This window comes from Viridibacillus sp. NPDC096237 (assembly GCF_050278625.1).
Lineage (GTDB): Bacteria > Bacillota > Bacilli > Bacillales_A > Planococcaceae > Viridibacillus.
Genome location: NZ_JBNNTI010000036.1, coordinates 1 through 18,512, shown reverse-complemented (window position 1 = coordinate 18,512; position 18,512 = coordinate 1). Strand labels below are relative to the sequence as shown.

General features: G+C 35.2%; 18 protein-coding genes and 1 riboswitch. Of the genes, 7 read left to right on the top strand and 11 right to left on the bottom strand.

The window, feature by feature from the left end:
- Window positions 1-6: 6 nt before the first annotated feature.
- The 7 genes from ACQKMD_RS16915 to ACQKMD_RS16885 form a co-directional block, all read right to left on the bottom strand.
- A complete protein-coding gene (locus ACQKMD_RS16915) occupies window positions 7-2,271 on the bottom strand; it encodes a ribonucleoside-diphosphate reductase subunit alpha (protein ID WP_427753445.1) in 2,265 nt (754 codons plus the stop codon).
- Between the two features lie 140 nt (window positions 2,272-2,411).
- Window positions 2,412-2,590, bottom strand: a riboswitch (cobalamin riboswitch).
- Between the two features lie 235 nt (window positions 2,591-2,825).
- Window positions 2,826-3,998 (bottom strand): PepSY domain-containing protein, encoded by a 1,173-nt coding sequence (locus ACQKMD_RS16910; RefSeq protein WP_427753419.1) that lies wholly within the window; start codon window positions 3,996-3,998, stop codon window positions 2,826-2,828.
- Between the two features lie 91 nt (window positions 3,999-4,089).
- Window positions 4,090-4,779 carry a PepSY domain-containing protein gene (locus ACQKMD_RS16905; RefSeq protein ID WP_427753418.1) on the bottom strand — a complete coding sequence of 230 codons (690 nt, stop codon included), beginning with the start codon at window positions 4,777-4,779 and terminating at the stop codon, window positions 4,090-4,092.
- A 1-nt stretch (window position 4,780) separates the two neighbouring features.
- On the bottom strand, window positions 4,781-6,139 hold the full coding sequence (locus tag ACQKMD_RS16900; RefSeq protein ID WP_427753417.1) for an ATP-binding protein: 1,359 nt from the start codon (window positions 6,137-6,139) through the stop codon (window positions 4,781-4,783).
- The gene (locus ACQKMD_RS16895; protein ID WP_427753443.1) at window positions 6,129-6,839 is read right to left on the bottom strand and encodes a response regulator transcription factor; all 711 of its coding nucleotides are present in this window, start codon (window positions 6,837-6,839) and stop codon (window positions 6,129-6,131) included. Before ACQKMD_RS16895 ends, ACQKMD_RS16900 begins: the two co-directional genes overlap by 11 nt.
- 133 nt (window positions 6,840-6,972) lie before the next feature.
- Entirely contained in the window at window positions 6,973-7,797 is an 825-nt protein-coding gene (locus tag ACQKMD_RS16890) for an undecaprenyl-diphosphate phosphatase (protein WP_427753416.1), read from the bottom strand.
- Between the two features lie 109 nt (window positions 7,798-7,906).
- Window positions 7,907-8,998, bottom strand: a complete 1,092-nt coding sequence (locus tag ACQKMD_RS16885) for a metallophosphoesterase (protein WP_427753414.1) — start codon at window positions 8,996-8,998, stop codon at window positions 7,907-7,909.
- A gap of 179 nt (window positions 8,999-9,177) precedes the next feature.
- Here ACQKMD_RS16885 and ACQKMD_RS16880 point away from each other — a divergent pair, with 179 nt between their 5' ends.
- The 6 genes from ACQKMD_RS16880 to ACQKMD_RS16855 all read left to right on the top strand — a co-directional run bounded on the left by ACQKMD_RS16880 (window position 9,178) and on the right by ACQKMD_RS16855 (window position 14,206).
- Window positions 9,178-9,528: an ABC transporter permease gene (locus ACQKMD_RS16880; protein ID WP_427753413.1), complete on the top strand. Its 351-nt coding sequence runs from the start codon at window positions 9,178-9,180 to the stop codon at window positions 9,526-9,528.
- A 14-nt stretch (window positions 9,529-9,542) separates the two neighbouring features.
- Window positions 9,543-10,205 carry a PspA/IM30 family protein gene (locus ACQKMD_RS16875; protein ID WP_427753411.1) on the top strand — a complete coding sequence of 221 codons (663 nt, stop codon included), beginning with the start codon at window positions 9,543-9,545 and terminating at the stop codon, window positions 10,203-10,205.
- Window positions 10,206-10,316: 111 nt separating this feature from the next.
- The gene (gene liaF, locus ACQKMD_RS16870) at window positions 10,317-11,018 is read left to right on the top strand and encodes a cell wall-active antibiotics response protein LiaF (protein WP_427753409.1); all 702 of its coding nucleotides are present in this window, start codon (window positions 10,317-10,319) and stop codon (window positions 11,016-11,018) included.
- Window positions 11,015-12,073, top strand: coding sequence for a sensor histidine kinase (locus tag ACQKMD_RS16865; protein WP_427753408.1), 1,059 nt, complete (start codon window positions 11,015-11,017; stop codon window positions 12,071-12,073). The genes liaF and ACQKMD_RS16865 overlap by 4 nt, the downstream gene beginning before the upstream one ends.
- Entirely contained in the window at window positions 12,048-12,677 is a 630-nt protein-coding gene (locus ACQKMD_RS16860; RefSeq protein ID WP_427753406.1) for a response regulator, read from the top strand. Before ACQKMD_RS16865 ends, ACQKMD_RS16860 begins: the two co-directional genes overlap by 26 nt.
- A gap of 233 nt (window positions 12,678-12,910) precedes the next feature.
- Window positions 12,911-14,206 (top strand): helix-turn-helix domain-containing protein, encoded by a 1,296-nt coding sequence (locus ACQKMD_RS16855; RefSeq protein WP_427753405.1) that lies wholly within the window; start codon window positions 12,911-12,913, stop codon window positions 14,204-14,206.
- 45 nt (window positions 14,207-14,251) lie between these two features.
- Here the strand turns inward: ACQKMD_RS16855 and ACQKMD_RS16850 are convergent, their stop codons facing one another.
- Genes ACQKMD_RS16850 through ACQKMD_RS16840 form a run of 3 tightly spaced genes read right to left on the bottom strand, consistent with a single transcriptional unit; the run spans window position 14,252 to window position 17,296 of the window.
- Complete coding sequence (locus ACQKMD_RS16850) at window positions 14,252-16,450, bottom strand: histidine kinase dimerization/phospho-acceptor domain-containing protein (RefSeq protein WP_427753403.1); 2,199 nt, start codon at window positions 16,448-16,450, stop codon at window positions 14,252-14,254.
- A 2-nt stretch (window positions 16,451-16,452) separates the two neighbouring features.
- A complete protein-coding gene (locus tag ACQKMD_RS16845; protein WP_427753401.1) occupies window positions 16,453-16,626 on the bottom strand; it encodes a hypothetical protein in 174 nt (57 codons plus the stop codon).
- The gene (locus tag ACQKMD_RS16840) at window positions 16,604-17,296 is read right to left on the bottom strand and encodes a response regulator transcription factor (RefSeq protein ID WP_427753399.1); all 693 of its coding nucleotides are present in this window, start codon (window positions 17,294-17,296) and stop codon (window positions 16,604-16,606) included. The genes ACQKMD_RS16845 and ACQKMD_RS16840 overlap by 23 nt, the downstream gene beginning before the upstream one ends.
- 114 nt (window positions 17,297-17,410) lie before the next feature.
- On the opposite strand from ACQKMD_RS16840, the gene ACQKMD_RS16835 reads away from it, so the two are divergent.
- Window positions 17,411-17,581, top strand: coding sequence for a hypothetical protein (locus ACQKMD_RS16835; RefSeq protein ID WP_427753398.1), 171 nt, complete (start codon window positions 17,411-17,413; stop codon window positions 17,579-17,581).
- 101 nt (window positions 17,582-17,682) lie between these two features.
- On the opposite strand, the gene ACQKMD_RS16830 is transcribed toward ACQKMD_RS16835, so the two are convergent.
- The gene (locus ACQKMD_RS16830; RefSeq protein ID WP_427753396.1) at window positions 17,683-18,444 is read right to left on the bottom strand and encodes an EamA family transporter; all 762 of its coding nucleotides are present in this window, start codon (window positions 18,442-18,444) and stop codon (window positions 17,683-17,685) included.
- Window positions 18,445-18,512 lie beyond the last annotated feature (68 nt).

The window sequence follows — 18,512 nt, the reverse complement described above, 5'->3', positions numbered from 1 at the left end:
TTCCCCCTAGCTTGCACACGATTCACATTCTAATAATTCAACTGAAGTAGAGCGAACGTAGTAAGTCGTTTTAATGCCTAATCTCCAAGCATTTAAGTGCAATTCCAATAGTTCTTTAGCTTTTACTGTATTTTGTACGTATATATTCAGCGAAATACCTTGATCGACATGACGAGCGCGTGCTGCGTTTTGTTTTAAAGTCCAGTTTTGATCAATAAAGTAAGCAGATTTGTAATACCAAGTTGTTTCTTGGTTCAAATCAGGAACAGTTACTGGAATCTTATAATCCTTCTTCTCTTCTGAATAAGATTTTTGGAAGATTGGATCGATACTTGCTGTACTACCAGCAATAATTGATGTTGATGAGTTGGGCGCGATAGCCATTACGTATCCGTTACGCATACCATTTTCGGCAACTGCTTGTTGTAATGCTGCCCACTTTTCACCTTTATATTGACGTTTTGTGAAGTATTCACCTGTTTGCCAGTCTGAACCTTCAAATAATGGATATTGACCTTTTTCTTTTGCTATTTCCATTGAAGCTTGGATAGTTAAGTAAGCAATTTTCTCATAAAGCTTGTCCGCAAATTCAACTGATTCCTCAGATTCCCATGCAATGCTCTTAAGTGCCAATAAATGATGCCAACCGAATGTACCAAGCCCGATACCACGGTAACGTGCATTTGTACGTTCTGCTTGTGGAACCGGAATACGATTTAAGTCGATAACATTATCTAACATGCGTACTTGGATAGGGATTAACCTTTCTAAAGCTTCAGCAGGTACAGCTCGTCCAAGATTGATAGATGATAAATTACATACAACGAAATCTCCAGGTTTGCGACGAGTTACAATAACATCATCCTCTAATGTAATTGACTCGAACTGAGTTGCGCTCATGTTTTGGAAAATTTCTGTACAAAGATTACTTGAGTAAATCATACCTTCATGCTTATTCGGGTTTTTACGATTTACTTCATCACGATAGAACATAAATGGCACGCCAGTTTCTAACTGACTACGCATAATACGTTTCATAATATCAATTGCTGGTACTGCTTCACGCGTTAGTATTGGGTTTGCTAAGCAAGCTTCATATTTTTCACGGAATGATCCTTGTCCAAGTTTTTCGTCATAATAATCTTCTAGATTAAAGCCCATTACTTCACGGATTTCATGCGGGTCAAATAAATACCAATCTTCACGTGCTTCAACAGCCTCCATGAAGATATCCGGTAAGCTAACGCCTGTGAAAATATCATGTGCGCGCATACGCTCATCCCCGTTATTTAATTTCAAATCAAGGAATGGGAAAATATCTTTATGCCAAATATCCAGGTAAATCGCAATCGCACCTTGACGTTGACCTAGTTGATCTACTGATACGGCTGTATTATTTAATTGTTTAATCCAAGGAACAACTCCGCTTGATGCCCCTTTGAAACCACGGATAGATGAGCCACGGCTACGTACTTTCCCCATATAAACACCAATACCACCGCCAAATTTCGAAAGTGTCGCAACATCAGTGTTTGAATCATAAATACTTTGTAAACTGTCATCAACTGTATCGATAAAGCAGCTTGATAATTGACCATGGGTTTTACCAGCATTTGATAGTGTAGGTGTTGCAGTTGTCATATATAAATTACTCATCGCCCAATAAGATTCTTTAATTTTTGCAAGACGATTTGTTTTTTCATTTTGCATAAGTGTCATTGCAATAATCATCCAACGCTCTTGTGGCAATTCAATTGGTGTTTTGTTATAATCACATGTTACATAACGGTCTAACAACGTTTTTAAGCCGATATATGTAAAAATTTCATCTCGTTTAGGTTCAAGCATTAAGCCGATTTCTTCAAGCTCCTGGTTTGTATATGATTCTGTTAAAGCTGGATCATATAAACCTTTTTCAACAAGCTTTTCAACTTGTTTAGCAAATGCTGTGTATACTTGACTAACTTCTAGCTGACGTACCACAGACGCTTCTCTATAAACGCCTGCTAATAATAAACGAGCTGCAACGAAAGTCCAATATGTATCCTCTTCATCTAAATAGCTTAATGCTTCTAGGCTCATCGCCTTTGTCCATTCAGCATCAGTACCTTCTGGATTCTTTTCTTCCCAACGTTCAGCTTTTCGAATTAGCAGACTGATTTCTTCTCTTCCGAACTCTTCCTCTAAGCGGGATAATAATGTTGCTCTTTCATATGTCATTAATTGGATCATTTTGTCGTCTCCTTTTTTACAAATATAAAAGCGATGAATCTGCCTTCTTCGGCAGAGCCATCGCTCTAAGTTTTAAAATTGGAAACAGTTGAAATCACAACAAAAAAATACTTTTGTAATCAAAAGTAATTTGTTCAATGCAAAGTCTCTCGCTTCCACTTCTCAACCCCCGAAGAAAGTGTCGTCATGCGAAAAAGGCAGGTCTACTGGCTCATGCATCATCCGACTGTCATCCTTCCCAAGCATTGCTCAGTGGTTAATTAACAGTCGTCCGCATTCACAGTTGCGGGGACAGCTTCGGTTTCTATACCGAATTCCCTTTTAAACCGTATATGGTACCTTTTTTCGCTCACATACTATATATTGTGTTCTATTGATTAATCTAATCTAACATATTGTGTTCCTATCATACAAGTAGAAATTCTTAATTAAAGTAAATGAAAGCAAAAGACCTACAAAAAATGTTTTAAATTTTCCTATATAAACTATTTTGATTTTACAAAACAGGAGAAAGGAATTGTTTTTATATAATAGAATATTAAAAAACTACCCAAAGTCGTATTTTGGGTAGCCAAAGTTCTTTTTCAAAGAAATTAGTCGTCTTCGTAATCTTTTTCGAAGTCTAGAATGGCACCAGTCATAGCATCAATTTCTAATTCATATTCATACATACCATCTTTTACTTCAATTTCATAAACGCCATCTTCTTCATCTAATTCTATTTTAGTAATTGTACCTTTTGCTTTTGTTAAAGCAATTTGAGAAGCTTTTTGCTCACCGATGAAAGATGTTGTTGCTTTTGGTGTTTTTGTTATTCTTTCCTTATCTGATATTGTAGCTTTCCCAGTTACTGCATCTACATCAATTTCATATTCATATTCATTTGTTAAAATTTCAAATTCATATACGCCGTCTTCTTGGTCATATTTCGATTTTTTCACTGTACCATTAACACTTTGTAGAGCAATTTCTTTCGCTTTTGCAATACCTATTGCTTTGTTAATTGTTGTAGGTTTTGTCGTATTTCCAGTGCTTGGTTTAGTAGTTGTGATTACATCGTCTGATACTTCTGATTCTTTTTTTAGAATTTCACCTGTTTTTGCATCGATTTCAAACTCATATTCTGTAGCACCGTTAATAATCTCGATTTCGTATACGCCATCACTTTTATCTAATTTGGCTTTTTGTACAGTACCGCCAACATTATTTAGAGCTATTTTTTTTGCTTTTTCTAAACCGATTATTTTGCCAGTTACTACTTTTTTCGAGATTTTCTCTTTTTCTTTTTTCACAATTTTGCCTGAGTACGCATTGATATCAAACTCGTATTCATATTCTGCTCTAATGATTTCGATTTCGTAAATACCATCTTCTCTATCTAATTTTGCTTTTTTGACAGAGCCTTTAACCGATTTCAATGCTATTTCTTTCGCTTTTGCTAATCCAATTACCTGCTTCTCATTTACTGTATTAGATACTTTTGAGATTTCCATTTTCTTTTCTAGTAATTCTCCAGTTTTTGCATCTAACTTTAGTTCGTATTCTTTATTGTTTTTGCCCTGTACATCGATTTCATATACCTGTGTACCTTTTTCTTTATCCAATTCAACTTTATAAACTGTACCTTTTACATAACTAAGTGCCTTTTTTGAGACTTCTTCTGAAGATAAAATTTTACTTGCACTATTTTGAATACCTGCTGCTGCAACTACTCCTGTAACTGCAAGTGAACCTGTAAGCGCTATAGCTGTAATCATTTTTTTCATAATCAATTGCCTCCTCCTTGTTGATACTTATACTTTACACAATGAAAATGAAAGAATAAGGAGAACAAGATTAGAATTTGATGAGAAATTATTAATCCCACGTAGTCGAAATCACTTTTCCGGAAATAGCATGAATTTGAAATACTGCATCTTTGTCGTTCCCTTCAATCTCCACTAAATAATATCCGCCATCACTCGTATCGTAAAAAGAAACTTCATCGACAGTTCCATTTAGTTTTTTCTTAGCAATAGTAATCACTTGTTCTTTAGATAAGAGTGAAGACTCTTGCTCTGCATCTGCTTGAATTTCTGATAAAACTTCCCCATTAATCGCATTTATTAATAAGTTAATATGCTCTTTACCATTTACTATTTCTATTTGGTAAACGGGTTCTTCCTTATTTGTATTGAGTGAGATTTTTTTTATTTTCCCGTCATATTGTTCTTTTATAATTTTTCGTATTTCAGTTTCTGGTAGATAGTTAAAATCTTCTTTAACATCCGATTTATCCTGCGTCATTTGTAGAATTTTACCCGATTCTGCATCAACATTAAGTTGATAAAACTTGTTATTTCTTTGAAGTTGCACTCGATATTGATCGTTTATAGTAAGGAAGGAGATAATTTCTCCTCCATACATCGTTTCAATATTATTATAAATTTCTTCTGTTGTAAGAGATGTTTCTTTTGTGAGTTTATTCCAAATCATAAAACTAAGAATCGTCGCGATAATGATGAGTGTCACAATGAATAGTATTGATAGTTTTTCACGGATACGCATATCATTGTTCCTCCTCATTACTATTTTCAAATCGCAAGACGATTGTAGTTCCTTCACCTAGTGTACTTAATACAGTGATGTTAATAGCTAAACGCTCAGCAATTTCTTGTCCAATAGCTAGTCCTAAACCAGTACCACCCGTTTTACGATTGCGATCCTCACTAACACGATAAAAACGATCAAATAAATGAGGAATATTCTCTTTGGCAATGCCTTGGCCGAAATCTTGAATACGGACGACAAATTGCGTTCCTTCTTTTACTACACTTACATTGATTTCACGTTCACTATAGTGGCGTGCATTTTCTAAGAATATAAAGAATAATTGTTTTAGCTTTTGCTCATCAGTTTTTGTTATTGCGGGCCCATTTCCTAATAAGTTAAATTCCCTCCCGTACGCTTGATGCATTTGATGTAGTGTATCATCTAATACTTTATAAATATCGACTGTTGCAATAGATAGTGGAATATTCTCTTTATTTTTAGCTAATTCCAGCATTTGTTTTATCATTTCATTCATGCGAATGGACTCACTTAAAATTGCTTGTACAGCTTCATTCGCCACTTCTTTATTATCAAAACCACGACGTTTTAATAGACGCGCATAGCTTTCAACTACAGTTAAAGGTGTTTTTAATTCATGAGAAGCATTCGATACAAAATGCTCTTGCTTACGGTAGTTTTGCTCCAACTGAAACATCATCTCATTAAATGTACGACTCATTTCAGCCATTTCATCTCGGCCGTCATTTTCTACATTTATTTTTTCAAAAGTTCCTGACTTTTGGCTTTCTTGCATCGTAGCAATTAGCCGATGAATTGGTTTAGTAACAATGCGTCCAAGCGTCATACTTGATAGTACAATAGGAATTGTCGCAATAATTGTTACACCAAGCAAGACAAGTCGTAACAACTCTAGATTTCGCGCTACATCCTTCATGGACTGTAGCATTTGAATATGCACCACCGAACCATCAACCCAAATTGCCGGCATACTCATTGATAACACTGGGATACCCTCGTAGTTTTCCACCGAATATCGTTTATGCTCATCAATATTGGGATGATAATCCTCAATAACTTCAGTAGATTGTACCGTAACGAGTGACTTACCATTTTTATCAACGGGTCTTATTTCACCCCTTGGAGGGAGATATGCTCGTAATATAGTTGCTGGGTCATTTACTTTACTTGTTTGGCTAATAGACGTTACAAGCTCTTTTGACTCGGATAACAGTTGATTGTACTCTGTGTCATAGGCCATTTTTTCATATAAGAAATAAATTCCAATCATCGTAAGCATCAGAATAATCAACATGACAAGCGATGAGAAAACATGAATTTTTGTCTTAAGCTTCATTCACCTGCTCCTTTAATACATAACCGACACCTCGAACTGTTTGAATAAGTGTTTTTTTACTTCCTTTATCAACCTTTTGCCTAACATAACGGATATAAACATCCACGACATTGGTATCCCCATAATAGTCATAACCCCATACAGCATCTAAGATTTGCTCACGTGAAAGGACTTGCTTTGGATGCTTAACTAAATAAAGTAACAATTCATATTCTCTCGGAGTTAAATCAATAGAAAGACCATTTCTTTTAACTTCACGTGTCTGTTCATGTATAGACAAGTCTTTATACTCGTGAAAAAATTCATCCTGCTCTTTAGCGAATTCCTGTTGTTGTGGTTTAAAGCGAAGTGCGGCGCGAATTCTCGCTAGTAATTCATCTATTTCAAAAGGTTTTGTCATGTAATCATTAGCTCCCAGATCTAGTCCCATTACCTTATCCTCAACATCATCTTTAGCAGTAAGCATAATAACAGGTGTATTAAATTCAGTCGCACGAATTCGCTTCAATAGATCCAGACCATTCAAACCTGGAAGCATAATATCAATTAGGAGGAGATCCCACTGCTGTTCGCGGTATAATATAAGCCCATCTGTTCCTGTATGAGCAATTCCCGTTTCATAACCTTCAAATTCTAGTTCCAGCTGCAATACGCGTGCAATTTTTTCCTCGTCTTCTATGATTAAAATTCGCTCAACCATTATTTTCACCAACCGTTTTTTATTTTCATAGTACCATGTCATTATGAAAATTCCATGAGAAGGACTATATGATATACAAATCTTCTATATAAAAAGAGCCTACCCGCTTTAGAAAGGGTAGACTCAATTTCTATTAGAATACGATAATTGCTAATACAATCGCTAAAATAATGCGGTAGATGGCAAATGGCGTTAATTTTATTTTGTCGATTAATTTTAAGAAGAACTTAATCGATAGTAATGCAAAAACAAATGCACTAATGAATCCTACTGCGTAAAATCCAATATCGTCCATCGACACATACTCCCAGTTTTTCAAAACAGATACTAAGCTAGCACCAGCCATAATCGGAACAGCCATGATAAATGTGAAATCCGCTGCCGTTTTATGATCTAAACCTAGTAATACCCCTCCGGAAATAGTTGAACCAGAACGTGAGAAACCTGGCCATAATGATAAACATTGTACTAAGCCGATTTTCAACGCTTGACCGTAAGATATTTTATCCAAAGTTGTGACTGTCGGTCTTTTTGGTCCGAATTTATCCGCTACAATCATTAAAATTGCACCAGCAACCAAGCTGATGATAACCGGTTTTACACCAAATAAATAGTCATCGATATAATCTTTAAATGCAAAACCTAAAACTACAGCAGGTAACATCCCTACAATGACATGAATTAAGTTGAATTTACGATTAGTTGGTTGACCTTCAATTTTATAAAGACCAATTAAACTAAATAATCGTTTCCACATGACTACTACAACCGCTAAAATAGAGCCTAATTGTACGACGATTTTAAATGTATTAGCAGAATACATTCCTAAAAATTCTTCGGTTTTCAACCACATATCATCCACAATGATCATATGCCCTGTAGATGATACGGGTGCGAATTCTGTCATACCTTCTACTAAGCCCAAAATAAGAGCCTTTAATAATTCAATAAAGTCCATAGTATCTCCTTATTCTTTTAATAATTGAAATGCCGAATCCTCACGCCATTTCTAGCTAAACTATCATACCACAATCAACAACTTTTAACTTTTACCTTTATGTTAAAAATTACTTACAAAACTCGACGTCTACTACCCACATTTCTGAACGGCTATTCGTACGAATTGGCGGTCCCCAAAATCCGAATCCCGATGACACGATTGTATGCGTTGCTGCCTTTAATTTATAACCATAATCATGTTCAAACGTTTTTCGTGTGATGTATTGATTAGGCCACATTTGTCCTAAATGTGTATGTCCTGATAAATGTACATCCACACCGAGTTTGCTCGGCGTTTCAATATCAGTGGGCGTATGGTCCATAACAATCCAAGGTAATTTGTGGTCAACATTTGATGCTAACGTTTCTAGCGATGCTCGATTCGTATTTGTTTTGTCTTCTCTTCCTGTAACATAAAACGACTCTGCCACTAGAATTGTTTCATCTTGTAAAATGTTTACGCCAGATTCAGCCATTTCATGAACAAATAATGGAATTTTACGTCCATAATATTCATGATTACCTAAAACTCCATATACACCATATGCACTTTTCAATTGCTTCATCACTTCACCCATCCCATATTCCACATACCAAACGGGATCATCATCAACTAAATCACCAACTAGAAATACAACATCTGGTTTTGCTTCATTGGACAATTCCACAAATCGTTTTAAATGCTTTTTATTTGATAATATGCCTAAGTGAAAATCAGATCCAATGACCATACGTAACTGTTTTTGTATCGGATTTGTTTTTTGTATTTTTATAGTAAGGTTTCTCACAACTGGTGAGTATGCCATATAGCTACCGTAGGCTACAATGATAATCAATAAAGCGGCTACAACATAACCAAGCCATTTTGATTGTGTGCCTGGTAATAGCCACACAAGAAAATTCGCTATTGGGAACAACAGCAAGCCATACTGAATAACTATCATCCAGTAGCTCCCTATAATTTTAAATACGTGTAGCTTATGATGAATTCGTTCAATAAGAATGCTATAAGCCACGATGGCCCAAATCACTCCAAAAACGACTGGTCCCTCAAAAGAAAAGGCCACATGGAGCCATGTATATACATTCCAGCCTAAATAATAAACTAGTGCATTATATAGTAGAAACGCGATTAATCCAAACCCGATTCTCTTCTCCATAAAATTCCTCCTTATTCTTTATCCTGTTAGTATAGCACTTCATCGTAAAGACAACTTGTTAGAAGCATACCTAGTAATAACTACGCCTCAGGTCTTAGTTGAAAATGCATTCCAAGGCCGTTTGTCCAATTCAAATCCTAGCGTAATATGGAGATACAAACGAAGGGAGGCACTAACTTATGAAAAAAGTCGGTTTATTTATCATCGGCGTCATCGCCGCTATCACCATTTTATGTTCACTTGGAGCTATGGCAGGATTGGCTATTTCGGCAGCTATTCTTTATGCCGGTATTCACTTCTATCTAAAGAGTGAATCAACATTCGCAAAAATTATCTGGGCTCTTGTTGCAATAGCAGGTTTACTAACAGCTGTAGCGAATATCCCTAGCTTCATCGGTTTAATCGCAATCGTTGCACTTTGGTATATCGTTCGTAAATGGGACGGTAAAGAAAATACAACTGTCATTACTGCAAAAACAGATGATCCATTCACAAATTTTGAAAACCAATGGGAAGAATTATCTAAATAAGGAGGAAAATTATAATGGCAAACTTACTACAACGTTTAAAATATACTCTTGAGGCCGATTTACATTCAGTATTTGATAAAAAGGAAGCTAAAAACCCTATTGCTATGCTAAATCAGTATATCCGAGAAGCAGAAAAGCAAACAGAGCAAACTGGGAAATGGTTAGAACGCCAAGCATCTTTAAAAAAACAACTCGAAGATGAGTTAGCAGTGGCAATCGAAATGTTCAACAAACGCCAAAAACAATTAGAACTTGCTACCCTAAGTGGTGAACAAGATTTAGTCAGCTTTGCAGAACAAGAAATGTCTGCTTATGCAAACCGACAAATCGTATTAAGAGATAGCATTAACAAAGCAACTGAAGAATTATTAGGTCTAGAACGTAAATACGAAGAAATGAAGCATAAAATTAAAGATATGAAAGTTCGTCAGCTCCAGTTAATGGGGAAAGAAAATGTCACACGTGCCCATAACCAAATGGACCGTGTTTTAAATCCAGAGACAAACGGGCAAGTTGGTAAACGGTTAGAAACTTTTGAATCGATGGAAGCTTACATTGAGCGTCTTGGGCAAAAAATTGATCAAGAGCACGAAATTTCATCTATGGAGCAACGCCTAGCGCTGTTAGAAAAAAATGCTCCTAAAACGATAACAATTAATGAAGAAAAATTAAGCTAATACTAGACTTCTTTGGAAGGCCAGTTATACTAAAAAGGAGAAAGGCAGATGCCCTTCTCCTTTAAGTTTTTCTATTAATTGAACATTATGATGCGAAGAAGGAGGAACAACATGAATCAAATTACAACAAATAAACTGACGATGTTACTGATCATCTCTGTATTGCTGGTCTTTATCGAAGTGACTTTTTTCGGTAATGGTAGCATTATTTTCGCCCTTCTTGGCATCGTAATGATTTATATGAGCATTAGTAAACGACGAAAATGGTCATTTTGGATAGGTACTATTATCAGTATCATTTCATTATTTTCAATGTGGAGCTTACGCATAGCTGTCGTAGTAACACTTGTATATATTTTATGGCAGCTAAAAAAAGGTACTCCCGTCTCGATATCGTTACCAGATCAGTCTGATTACAATCCATCTGAGGTCCAACCTATTATTCAAAATAAAGCTTTTTCATTACAAAGTACACCAGCTAATGCCTATGAATGGCAAGATATTCACGTGCAAGGGATCGTTAGTGATTTAACAATAGATACAACACAAACACTTTTACCAAAAGGCACTTCTCTTATTTCAATCCGCCAAGGTTTTGGAAAAGTACGTATTGCAGTACCATACGAAGTTCCAGTACGTATTCATTTTAATACCCTTGTCGGAGATGTACAGCTCTTTGGTAACAAAATGCCACGTTTGTGGAATAAAACAATTTCGATGAAAGACGGCTACAATCCAGAAGTTGAATCAACTGTTGAGCTTATTATTACTGTATCAACTCTATTCGGGGATGTTGAGGTGATTCGTAAATGAGATTACTTATCCCAAGATTTCTATCAATTTTCTTTTTTGAAATTGCAATTATTTTTTTCATTTTCTTCATTTTATGGGGAATGCCTGAATTAGATACTTGGTCCCCTCTATGGAAGTTATATTACCTGGAACTACCACTTGCTTTGTGGATTATAACATTATTAGCTACATTCAGTATTAGTGTTGCTATTTGGTCTATTTCATTGACGCAAAGTAAAGAAAAAGAATTAGCCAATGTACTACAAACCTTAATACAAACAGAGAAGAACACACCAGTATCAACGAAACATTTATCTAAAAGCGTTCGAAAATCTCTAGATTCTGCTGAAGACTTAATCATCACACAACGGAAAAGTCTTCAACGTATTACAAATGAACGCGCTGAGGCTGAGGATAAAATAATTCAAGAGCGAATTATCCAAGAAAGACAACGACTTGCTCGCGAATTGCATGATTCCGTATCTCAACAATTATTTGCTGCCTCTATGTTATTATCGACAGTTAATGAAACAGTACCGGAAGATTTACCGATACATGTGACGAAGCCATTAAAACAAACAGAGATAATTGTACAACAAGCCCAACTCGAAATGCGTGCACTATTATTACATTTACGACCAGTTGCTCTGCACAACAAATCACTGGCTCAGGGTCTTGAAGATTTATTGTTTGAATTAAAACAAAAGGTTTATTTCAACATACATCATCGTTTAGAGGAAGTTTCTTTACAGAAAGGTGCAGAAGATCACTTATTTCGAATTGCTCAAGAAACTCTATCCAACACTTTACGCCATGCAAAGGCCACTGAAGTTGATATCTTACTAGTAGAGCGTGATAATCTTGCTATTTTCCGCGTACAAGACAATGGTGTCGGTTTCCAAGAATACGATGAGAAAGCTGGCTCTTATGGTTTAAAAAACATTGAAGAACGTGCCATTGAAATAGGTGGTATTTGTAAAATTGTTTCCGTTCCAAATCAAGGAACTGTTATAGAAGTGAAAATCCCAGTAGAGAAGGAGCATGAACCAGATGATTCGAATATTATTAGCGGATGACCATGAGATGGTACGTATTGGTGTATCTGCGTATTTGCAATCACAATCTGATATGGAGGTTGTTGCAGAAGCGGCAAATGGTCAAGAAGCATTTGACCTTACATTACAACATCGGCCTGATATTATTTTAATGGACATGGTCATGCCCATTATGACAGGTGCGGAAGCTACTGCTGCTATTATTAAGGAATGGCCACAAGCGAAAATCATGATTGTCACAAGTTTTTTAGACGATGATAAAGTTTATCCCGCTTTAGAAGCTGGAGCTATAAGCTATTTACTCAAAACAACTAATGCAAGGCAAATTGCAGACGCTATCCGCCAAACTGCAAATGGTACCCCTGTTTTAGAACCTGAAGTTACAAACAAAATGATGAAGCGTTTACGACAAACTGATCGCCCTCTTCATGAAGATTTAACAGAACGTGAGCGGGAAATCCTTCTATTAATTGCTCAAGGAAAGGCCAATCAAGATATTGCCAACGAACTTTTCATCGCAATAAAAACGGTTAAAACACATGTCAGTAATATATTAGCTAAACTAGAAGTACAAGATCGCACTCAAGCAGCCGTCTATGCATTCCAACATCATTTAGTAAAATAAGTGATGTTGGTTACAATAATCCATTCTTATACCCCCCCTTTTTTGTGATAATAAGTAGAAATATGATATTATAACACTATTCATTTTATAGAATCATCTAAATTTTCCTACATTTATGAGTTTAGACTCTACAAATAATCATTTTCGTCACACAAAATCACTCTTTTTACCGATTCTAAAATTATTTTATTAGTGTAATATCCAAAATAGTATAATTTATGGAAGGTATATATATGCAGAATATTGGACAAATTATTAAATCAGAACGTATTAAACAAAACATGAAACAAAAAGTACTTGCAGAAAATATTTGTTCTACTTCTTATTTAAGTAAAATTGAAAGTGGAAACAAAATTCCCTCTACTGAAGTACTCGACGATTTAATTACACGTTTACAAATTGATTTAAATCACTTTACACAAGAAAATGAAGATCAAATTATGGCTAACCTCTATGAAGACTACAAATCTATTGTACTAACTCGTAATGAGCTAGCTGCAAAGGACAAAGTGAATCATTATATGAACCTTGAAATAAAGTTTGATGAACAAAAAAACTTTTACTATTATAATTTGTATTTGTTCCGGCTTTTTTTAGTCTCTAAGCAACCTCTAAAAGAAATAGAACACTTTTTAACAGCCTTTTATGCAATGGAAGAAAATTTAGATGAGCGTCAAAGTTATATATATAACGTCAATGCTAATATTTATCATTATAGAAAAAGCAATTATATAAAAGCACTTTCTTATTTGGAATCATCTATAAACTTACTACCTAATATCCAGTTAGAAGATTGGGAAAAAGCCGATTACTACTATATATTAGCTTTAAATTATTATTCCTTAAACCAAAACTTAAACGCGCTTAATTATGCAAAGAAGTCTAGTGCTATATACGAATCTCTAGGATACTTCTCTCGCTCTGTCGATTGTAAAACCTTAATTGTCGCAACATTCATACAAAACGGTCACTATGCTAGTGCCAAACAAATTTTAAAAGATACTTCACTATTTTGTCATAAGCATCAACTTCGACAATTTGAAGGTCTACTGTCGCAAAATATGGGCTTTATTTATGCTCTTCAAGGTCATGCAAAAAAGGCTATTTCTTATTACAAAAAAAGCTATAAAACTAAAACTAATCTTATCAGTATTCTTATTACTATCCATTCAATCATTAAAGAATATTCGAAACTAAATCAAAAAGATTGTGTACTGAAATGGTGCGAAAAAGGGCTAAATCTTATTAAAGAACATGAGTTAGCCGACAACGCGGCAACCTATTTGTATCACTTCGAAATTTTCAAAATGAAACATCAGCTAATTCCCTTTGATGAAAAGTTAATTGCCAATGCTATTGATCATTTCCAACAAATAAATGACATTAAAAACGTCCAAAAATATGCTATCCTTTTAGGCAATCTATTATATGACCATCATGAATATAAAAAAGCCGTGACTTACTTCCAAAAATCAACTGAAGCTATGTATCAAATCAAATATATTAATGCATGGGAAGATCTCACATAACGGTAAAAACCCCAAATTGCGTAGTAGCAATCTGGGGTTTTCCTATTAATAAACTGATACAACATTAACTGTTACCTTGAACAAGTCACCATCTACTTCAATTTTCATGCGAGCTCCATGTAAATCTACAATTGATTGTGCAATAGCTAATCCTAGTCCGGAGCCATCTGTATGACGAGAAGCATCTGCACGTTTAAAGCGCTCATATAATTCCTCAACATTTTCGCCAATCTCATATTTCGTTACATTTTTTATAACAAACTTAGCTTCACCATTTTTTTGACTTAGTGTTACATATACTCGTGTGCCTTCCAACGCATACTTCAATGTGTTTAAGATTAGATTATCCAACATTCTCCACCATTTTTGACCATCCACATAAGCAAATAACGGGCCATCAGGTGTATTCACACGGAAGTCTAAATCGGATTTTGTAATGTCTTCTTCATGTTCAGCAAGAGCTTGTTGTAGTAACTGATTCAAATCTACCCTCTGTTTATGAAGCTCCATATTACCTGAAGCCATTTTCGATACTTCAAATAAATCTTCTATAAGCGTCTTTAAACGCTGTGATTTTTTATCTAAAATCGCAATATATGAATTGCGTTCTTCTTCAGTGACATTTGGGTTTTTTAATAAATCTGTGTACGTAATAATCGATGTTAATGGCGTACGTAAATCATGACTAACATTTGTAATTAGTTCTGTTTTTAAGCGCTCACTTTTCGCTTGCTCAGAGATGGACGTGCGAACCCCATCTCGTAATTCGTTTAGATTACGTGCATGTCTAGCAAAGGCAGATTTACCTTGTATCTTAATTTCGTTGCTTAGACGACCTGCAGCCATTTGCTCTGTTTCTTTCATAATACGATTTATATAGCTCATTCTGATTAAGAATAGTATTGTCGCTGGTAAAGCAATAAATAGGAACAATGGTATATAGATAACAAATAATTGCCCTAAAACCATCGCACCAGCAAAGCCAACACCTGCTAAGAAAATAATACCTACCAAAATAACTGATTGAAAACCGAGACTACGATTTAAAAATAGATCTTGTAAATTCTCAAATACTTTTTTTACAAAGCTTCTTTCGTATGCTTTTAGTCGCTTTTCTTCACTATTTAAATTCTCTAAAATTGAAACAGCTTGTGCTAAGGAAATCCATAATAAGAAGCAAAGAATTATAAATGGGAATCCAAAACTTAGTACTTGCCCTATCACATTTTCCCGTCTGCTATAATTATTAAGGTCTTCAAGTTTATATATTATCCCTTGTATGTTGATTAACAAAGCCCAAACAGATACTAATAATGCCATAATTTGTGCATCCATCGGCCATTTACGTATCCAAAGAGTGATATCATTGTTTTGTATTAATGTTTGCTTGGTTGGTTTACATACTGTTAATAATAGTATTAAACTTACAAATCCTAAAAGCCAAATAATGTAGTACAAAACTTGATTACTTTTAAAAGTATTATAGTCTGTCTCAAATTCAGTATATTTTAATGCGTTTTTTGGAACTGTAATTTTCCCTTCGTACTGATACGTTTTATCCGTGGATGAATAACTATTGTTATCATGCATATCTTCTGGGTAACTATTCGACACACTGTACGTTTTAAGTAAATTTGTTCCTTTACCATATTTAATACTAAATGCTGCTGGACTTTCTATCTCACCATATGTCATCGTTTTTTGTGTATCTACATCGGTCAGCTGGAAAGCAAAGAATCGATAGGTATCCAACAAATCCTTTTTTCGATTGTTCATTTCTAACACGTAATTATCTATTGCTTTTTTCTTATTTGCTATAATTTTCTTTTTAATATAATCATCATCTTCAAAGTTCTTCGTTATGTCATCTATTTTAGAGTCTCTTTCTTTTATTAGAGTCTCTTTTACTTTTTTTGCATTAGAATCAATTGCTTGTGCAATACGATGTTGGTACTGGTTATTAATATTTTCAACTTGTTCGCTCAAAGTACCGTATCTATTTCGATGTTCTTCAATTTCATTCTCTGTTACTGTAATTGTCTTTTTCGCCTCTTCAGCATCAATAGGATTTAATAATAAAGGTCCAATATCAAATGTAAAATTATCCAACTTAGATTGAAAGCTATCCGAATCAAAGTAATCTTTCCCAATATACTTTGGTCCTTGCAGTATTAAAGAAAAAACACTGAATAGAACAATTGACATTAATAATAAACTAAAGAGCCCTCTTGAATTATTCTTCATTACTACGCTCCCCCCATCCATCTCGTTAGCTGAGCAAATGTTCTAGTTGTTCTTGCAAAGCTGAGATCTACTAAATCTACAATAAATGATAAGCAATACGTCAGGCTAATGACCGCTATAAATAATGCGAGGATTGACCATAAAAATGCATTATTATTTTTCGATTTTGTAGCCAATTCCCCACACCACCTTCAAGTAACGTGGATTTTTTGGATCCACTTCTATTTTTTCTCTTATTTTTCGAATATGAACAGCCACTATATTTTCAGCATTGTATGCAGGCTCGTTCCAAACGCGCTCATAAATCTCCTGAATTGAAAATACCCGACCAGCATGCGCCATCAGTAGTTCAGTGACCTTAAACTCAATTGGCGTTAGTTTCACTGGCTCCCCATCAAGTGTAACTTCTTTCGATTCTTGATCAAGTACGATTCCTTGCACAGCAATTTTCGATTGTTGCTCATTATAAGTCCCAAGTTTCACATAGCGACGCATTTGCGATTTCACACGAGCCACAAGTTCCATCGGGTGAAATGGTTTCGTCACATAATCATCAGCTCCAACTGACAACCCATGTATTTTATCAGAGTCCTCCGCCTTCGCACTCAACATAATAATAGGAATATTACGCTCTTCGCGAATCCTAAATGTCGCCGTAATGCCGTCCATTTTCGGCATCATGATATCTAGAATGATTAAATGTACTTCATTTTCCGCAAGCATCTCTAACGCCTCAAGACCATCAGCTGCCTTTAGTACGTTGTAACCCTCGTTTCTCAAATAAATCTCAATTCCATCACGAATATCTTGATCATCGTCCGTCACAAGCACCGTATAATTTGCCATATCTCGCACCTCATCCCTCAACAAATTTAAATATATATTTTACTCACTCATTAATCTCTCAACTCTATAACATTTATAATACACATCAAATCTTAAGACCACCTTATCATAAAAATGAAGAAATTCTTAAGGTTTACATTAAATACTGAAGACGTCCGTTCAGCAGCGATTGTTGCACTATCCCGGTTGTTTGTTGCGCTAACACAATTAATTGTTGCCCTAACTTTGTTGATTGTTGCACTATCTCTACTGATTGTTGCACTAACTCCACCGATTGTTATTTAGCAGAATATTCACGTCCTATTTCTCATCCGTAATCCTTAAATTAGCTTACGTTAATCATATCTCCGCTTCATTTTCTCCATAAAAAAGCTACTTAGCCTAAACTAAGTAGCTAAAATTTCATTGGTTTTTTTTGCTCGACCGCTAAATGTAATAACTAAAATACCACCGAGTAGCATCGCAACGCCAACCCAAGATGTTAAGCTTAGATACTCTCCAACTAGAAAAACACCGAGAATAGCAGCCGTTAATGGTTCTCCGAGTGAAAGTGTCACTGCTGAGGATGATGATATTCTTTGTAAGCCCGTTAAAAACAGCAAATATGCGATGCTCGTACCGAATACGCCCATGAATGCTAGTGGTAGCCAGTTTGCATTTTGTCCAACCCATTCAATTCCGTACACTAATGAGATTGGACACAATAATAACGCACTAATAGAGAATGTCATAGCCACTGCTGACAACGCATCTTCTTTTTCCAATAACGCCTTGCTCACATGTGTATAAATTGCAAAAGTGATTCCTGCACACAGTGCCATGGCAATACCAAGTGGCTTCACAGTTGCCTCGCCTTTATTCACAAACAATAATACACACCCTACAATAGCATGTAATGTGGCTATTCCCCAAGTACGTGTCGGTTTATTTTTGAAGTAAATCCAATCAATTAAACCTGCAAATACTTGCGAACTGCCAATCGTTACGACCGTTCCAATTGCAACACCGGTCAAACGTACCGATGAAAAAAATAATGGTTGGAACAGAGCCATCGATAGTGCAGCAAAAAATGTATGCTTCCAAGCCCAATGACGGAAATTTATTTTTCTCATTAAAATAGCTATTAACTTTAAATGAGTAAATTTCATTCAAGTAATTTCCATTTAACAAAATAAAAAGACAGAATCCACCCTTTTGGTTAAAATGAAAGCTCTGA

Coding starts and splice junctions, on each gene's coding strand:
- ACQKMD_RS16905 (WP_427753418.1), bottom strand. CDS start 4,779: ATGCGTATCCGTGAAAAACTATCAATACTATTCATTGTGACACTCATC.
- ACQKMD_RS16865 (WP_427753408.1), top strand. CDS start 11,015: ATGAGATTACTTATCCCAAGATTTCTATCAATTTTCTTTTTTGAAATT.
- ACQKMD_RS16880 (WP_427753413.1), top strand. CDS start 9,178: ATGAAAAAAGTCGGTTTATTTATCATCGGCGTCATCGCCGCTATCACC.
- ACQKMD_RS16860 (WP_427753406.1), top strand. CDS start 12,048: ATGATTCGAATATTATTAGCGGATGACCATGAGATGGTACGTATTGGT.
- ACQKMD_RS16900 (WP_427753417.1), bottom strand. CDS start 6,139: ATGAAGCTTAAGACAAAAATTCATGTTTTCTCATCGCTTGTCATGTTG.
- ACQKMD_RS16850 (WP_427753403.1), bottom strand. CDS start 16,450: ATGAAGAATAATTCAAGAGGGCTCTTTAGTTTATTATTAATGTCAATT.
- ACQKMD_RS16890 (WP_427753416.1), bottom strand. CDS start 7,797: ATGGACTTTATTGAATTATTAAAGGCTCTTATTTTGGGCTTAGTAGAA.
- ACQKMD_RS16835 (WP_427753398.1), top strand. CDS start 17,411: ATGAAGAAATTCTTAAGGTTTACATTAAATACTGAAGACGTCCGTTCA.
- liaF (WP_427753409.1), top strand. CDS start 10,317: ATGAATCAAATTACAACAAATAAACTGACGATGTTACTGATCATCTCT.
- ACQKMD_RS16910 (WP_427753419.1), bottom strand. CDS start 3,998: ATGAAAAAAATGATTACAGCTATAGCGCTTACAGGTTCACTTGCAGTT.
- ACQKMD_RS16830 (WP_427753396.1), bottom strand. CDS start 18,444: ATGAAATTTACTCATTTAAAGTTAATAGCTATTTTAATGAGAAAAATA.
- ACQKMD_RS16855 (WP_427753405.1), top strand. CDS start 12,911: ATGCAGAATATTGGACAAATTATTAAATCAGAACGTATTAAACAAAAC.
- ACQKMD_RS16840 (WP_427753399.1), bottom strand. CDS start 17,296: ATGGCAAATTATACGGTGCTTGTGACGGACGATGATCAAGATATTCGT.
- ACQKMD_RS16875 (WP_427753411.1), top strand. CDS start 9,543: ATGGCAAACTTACTACAACGTTTAAAATATACTCTTGAGGCCGATTTA.
- ACQKMD_RS16895 (WP_427753443.1), bottom strand. CDS start 6,839: ATGGTTGAGCGAATTTTAATCATAGAAGACGAGGAAAAAATTGCACGC.
- ACQKMD_RS16885 (WP_427753414.1), bottom strand. CDS start 8,998: ATGGAGAAGAGAATCGGGTTTGGATTAATCGCGTTTCTACTATATAAT.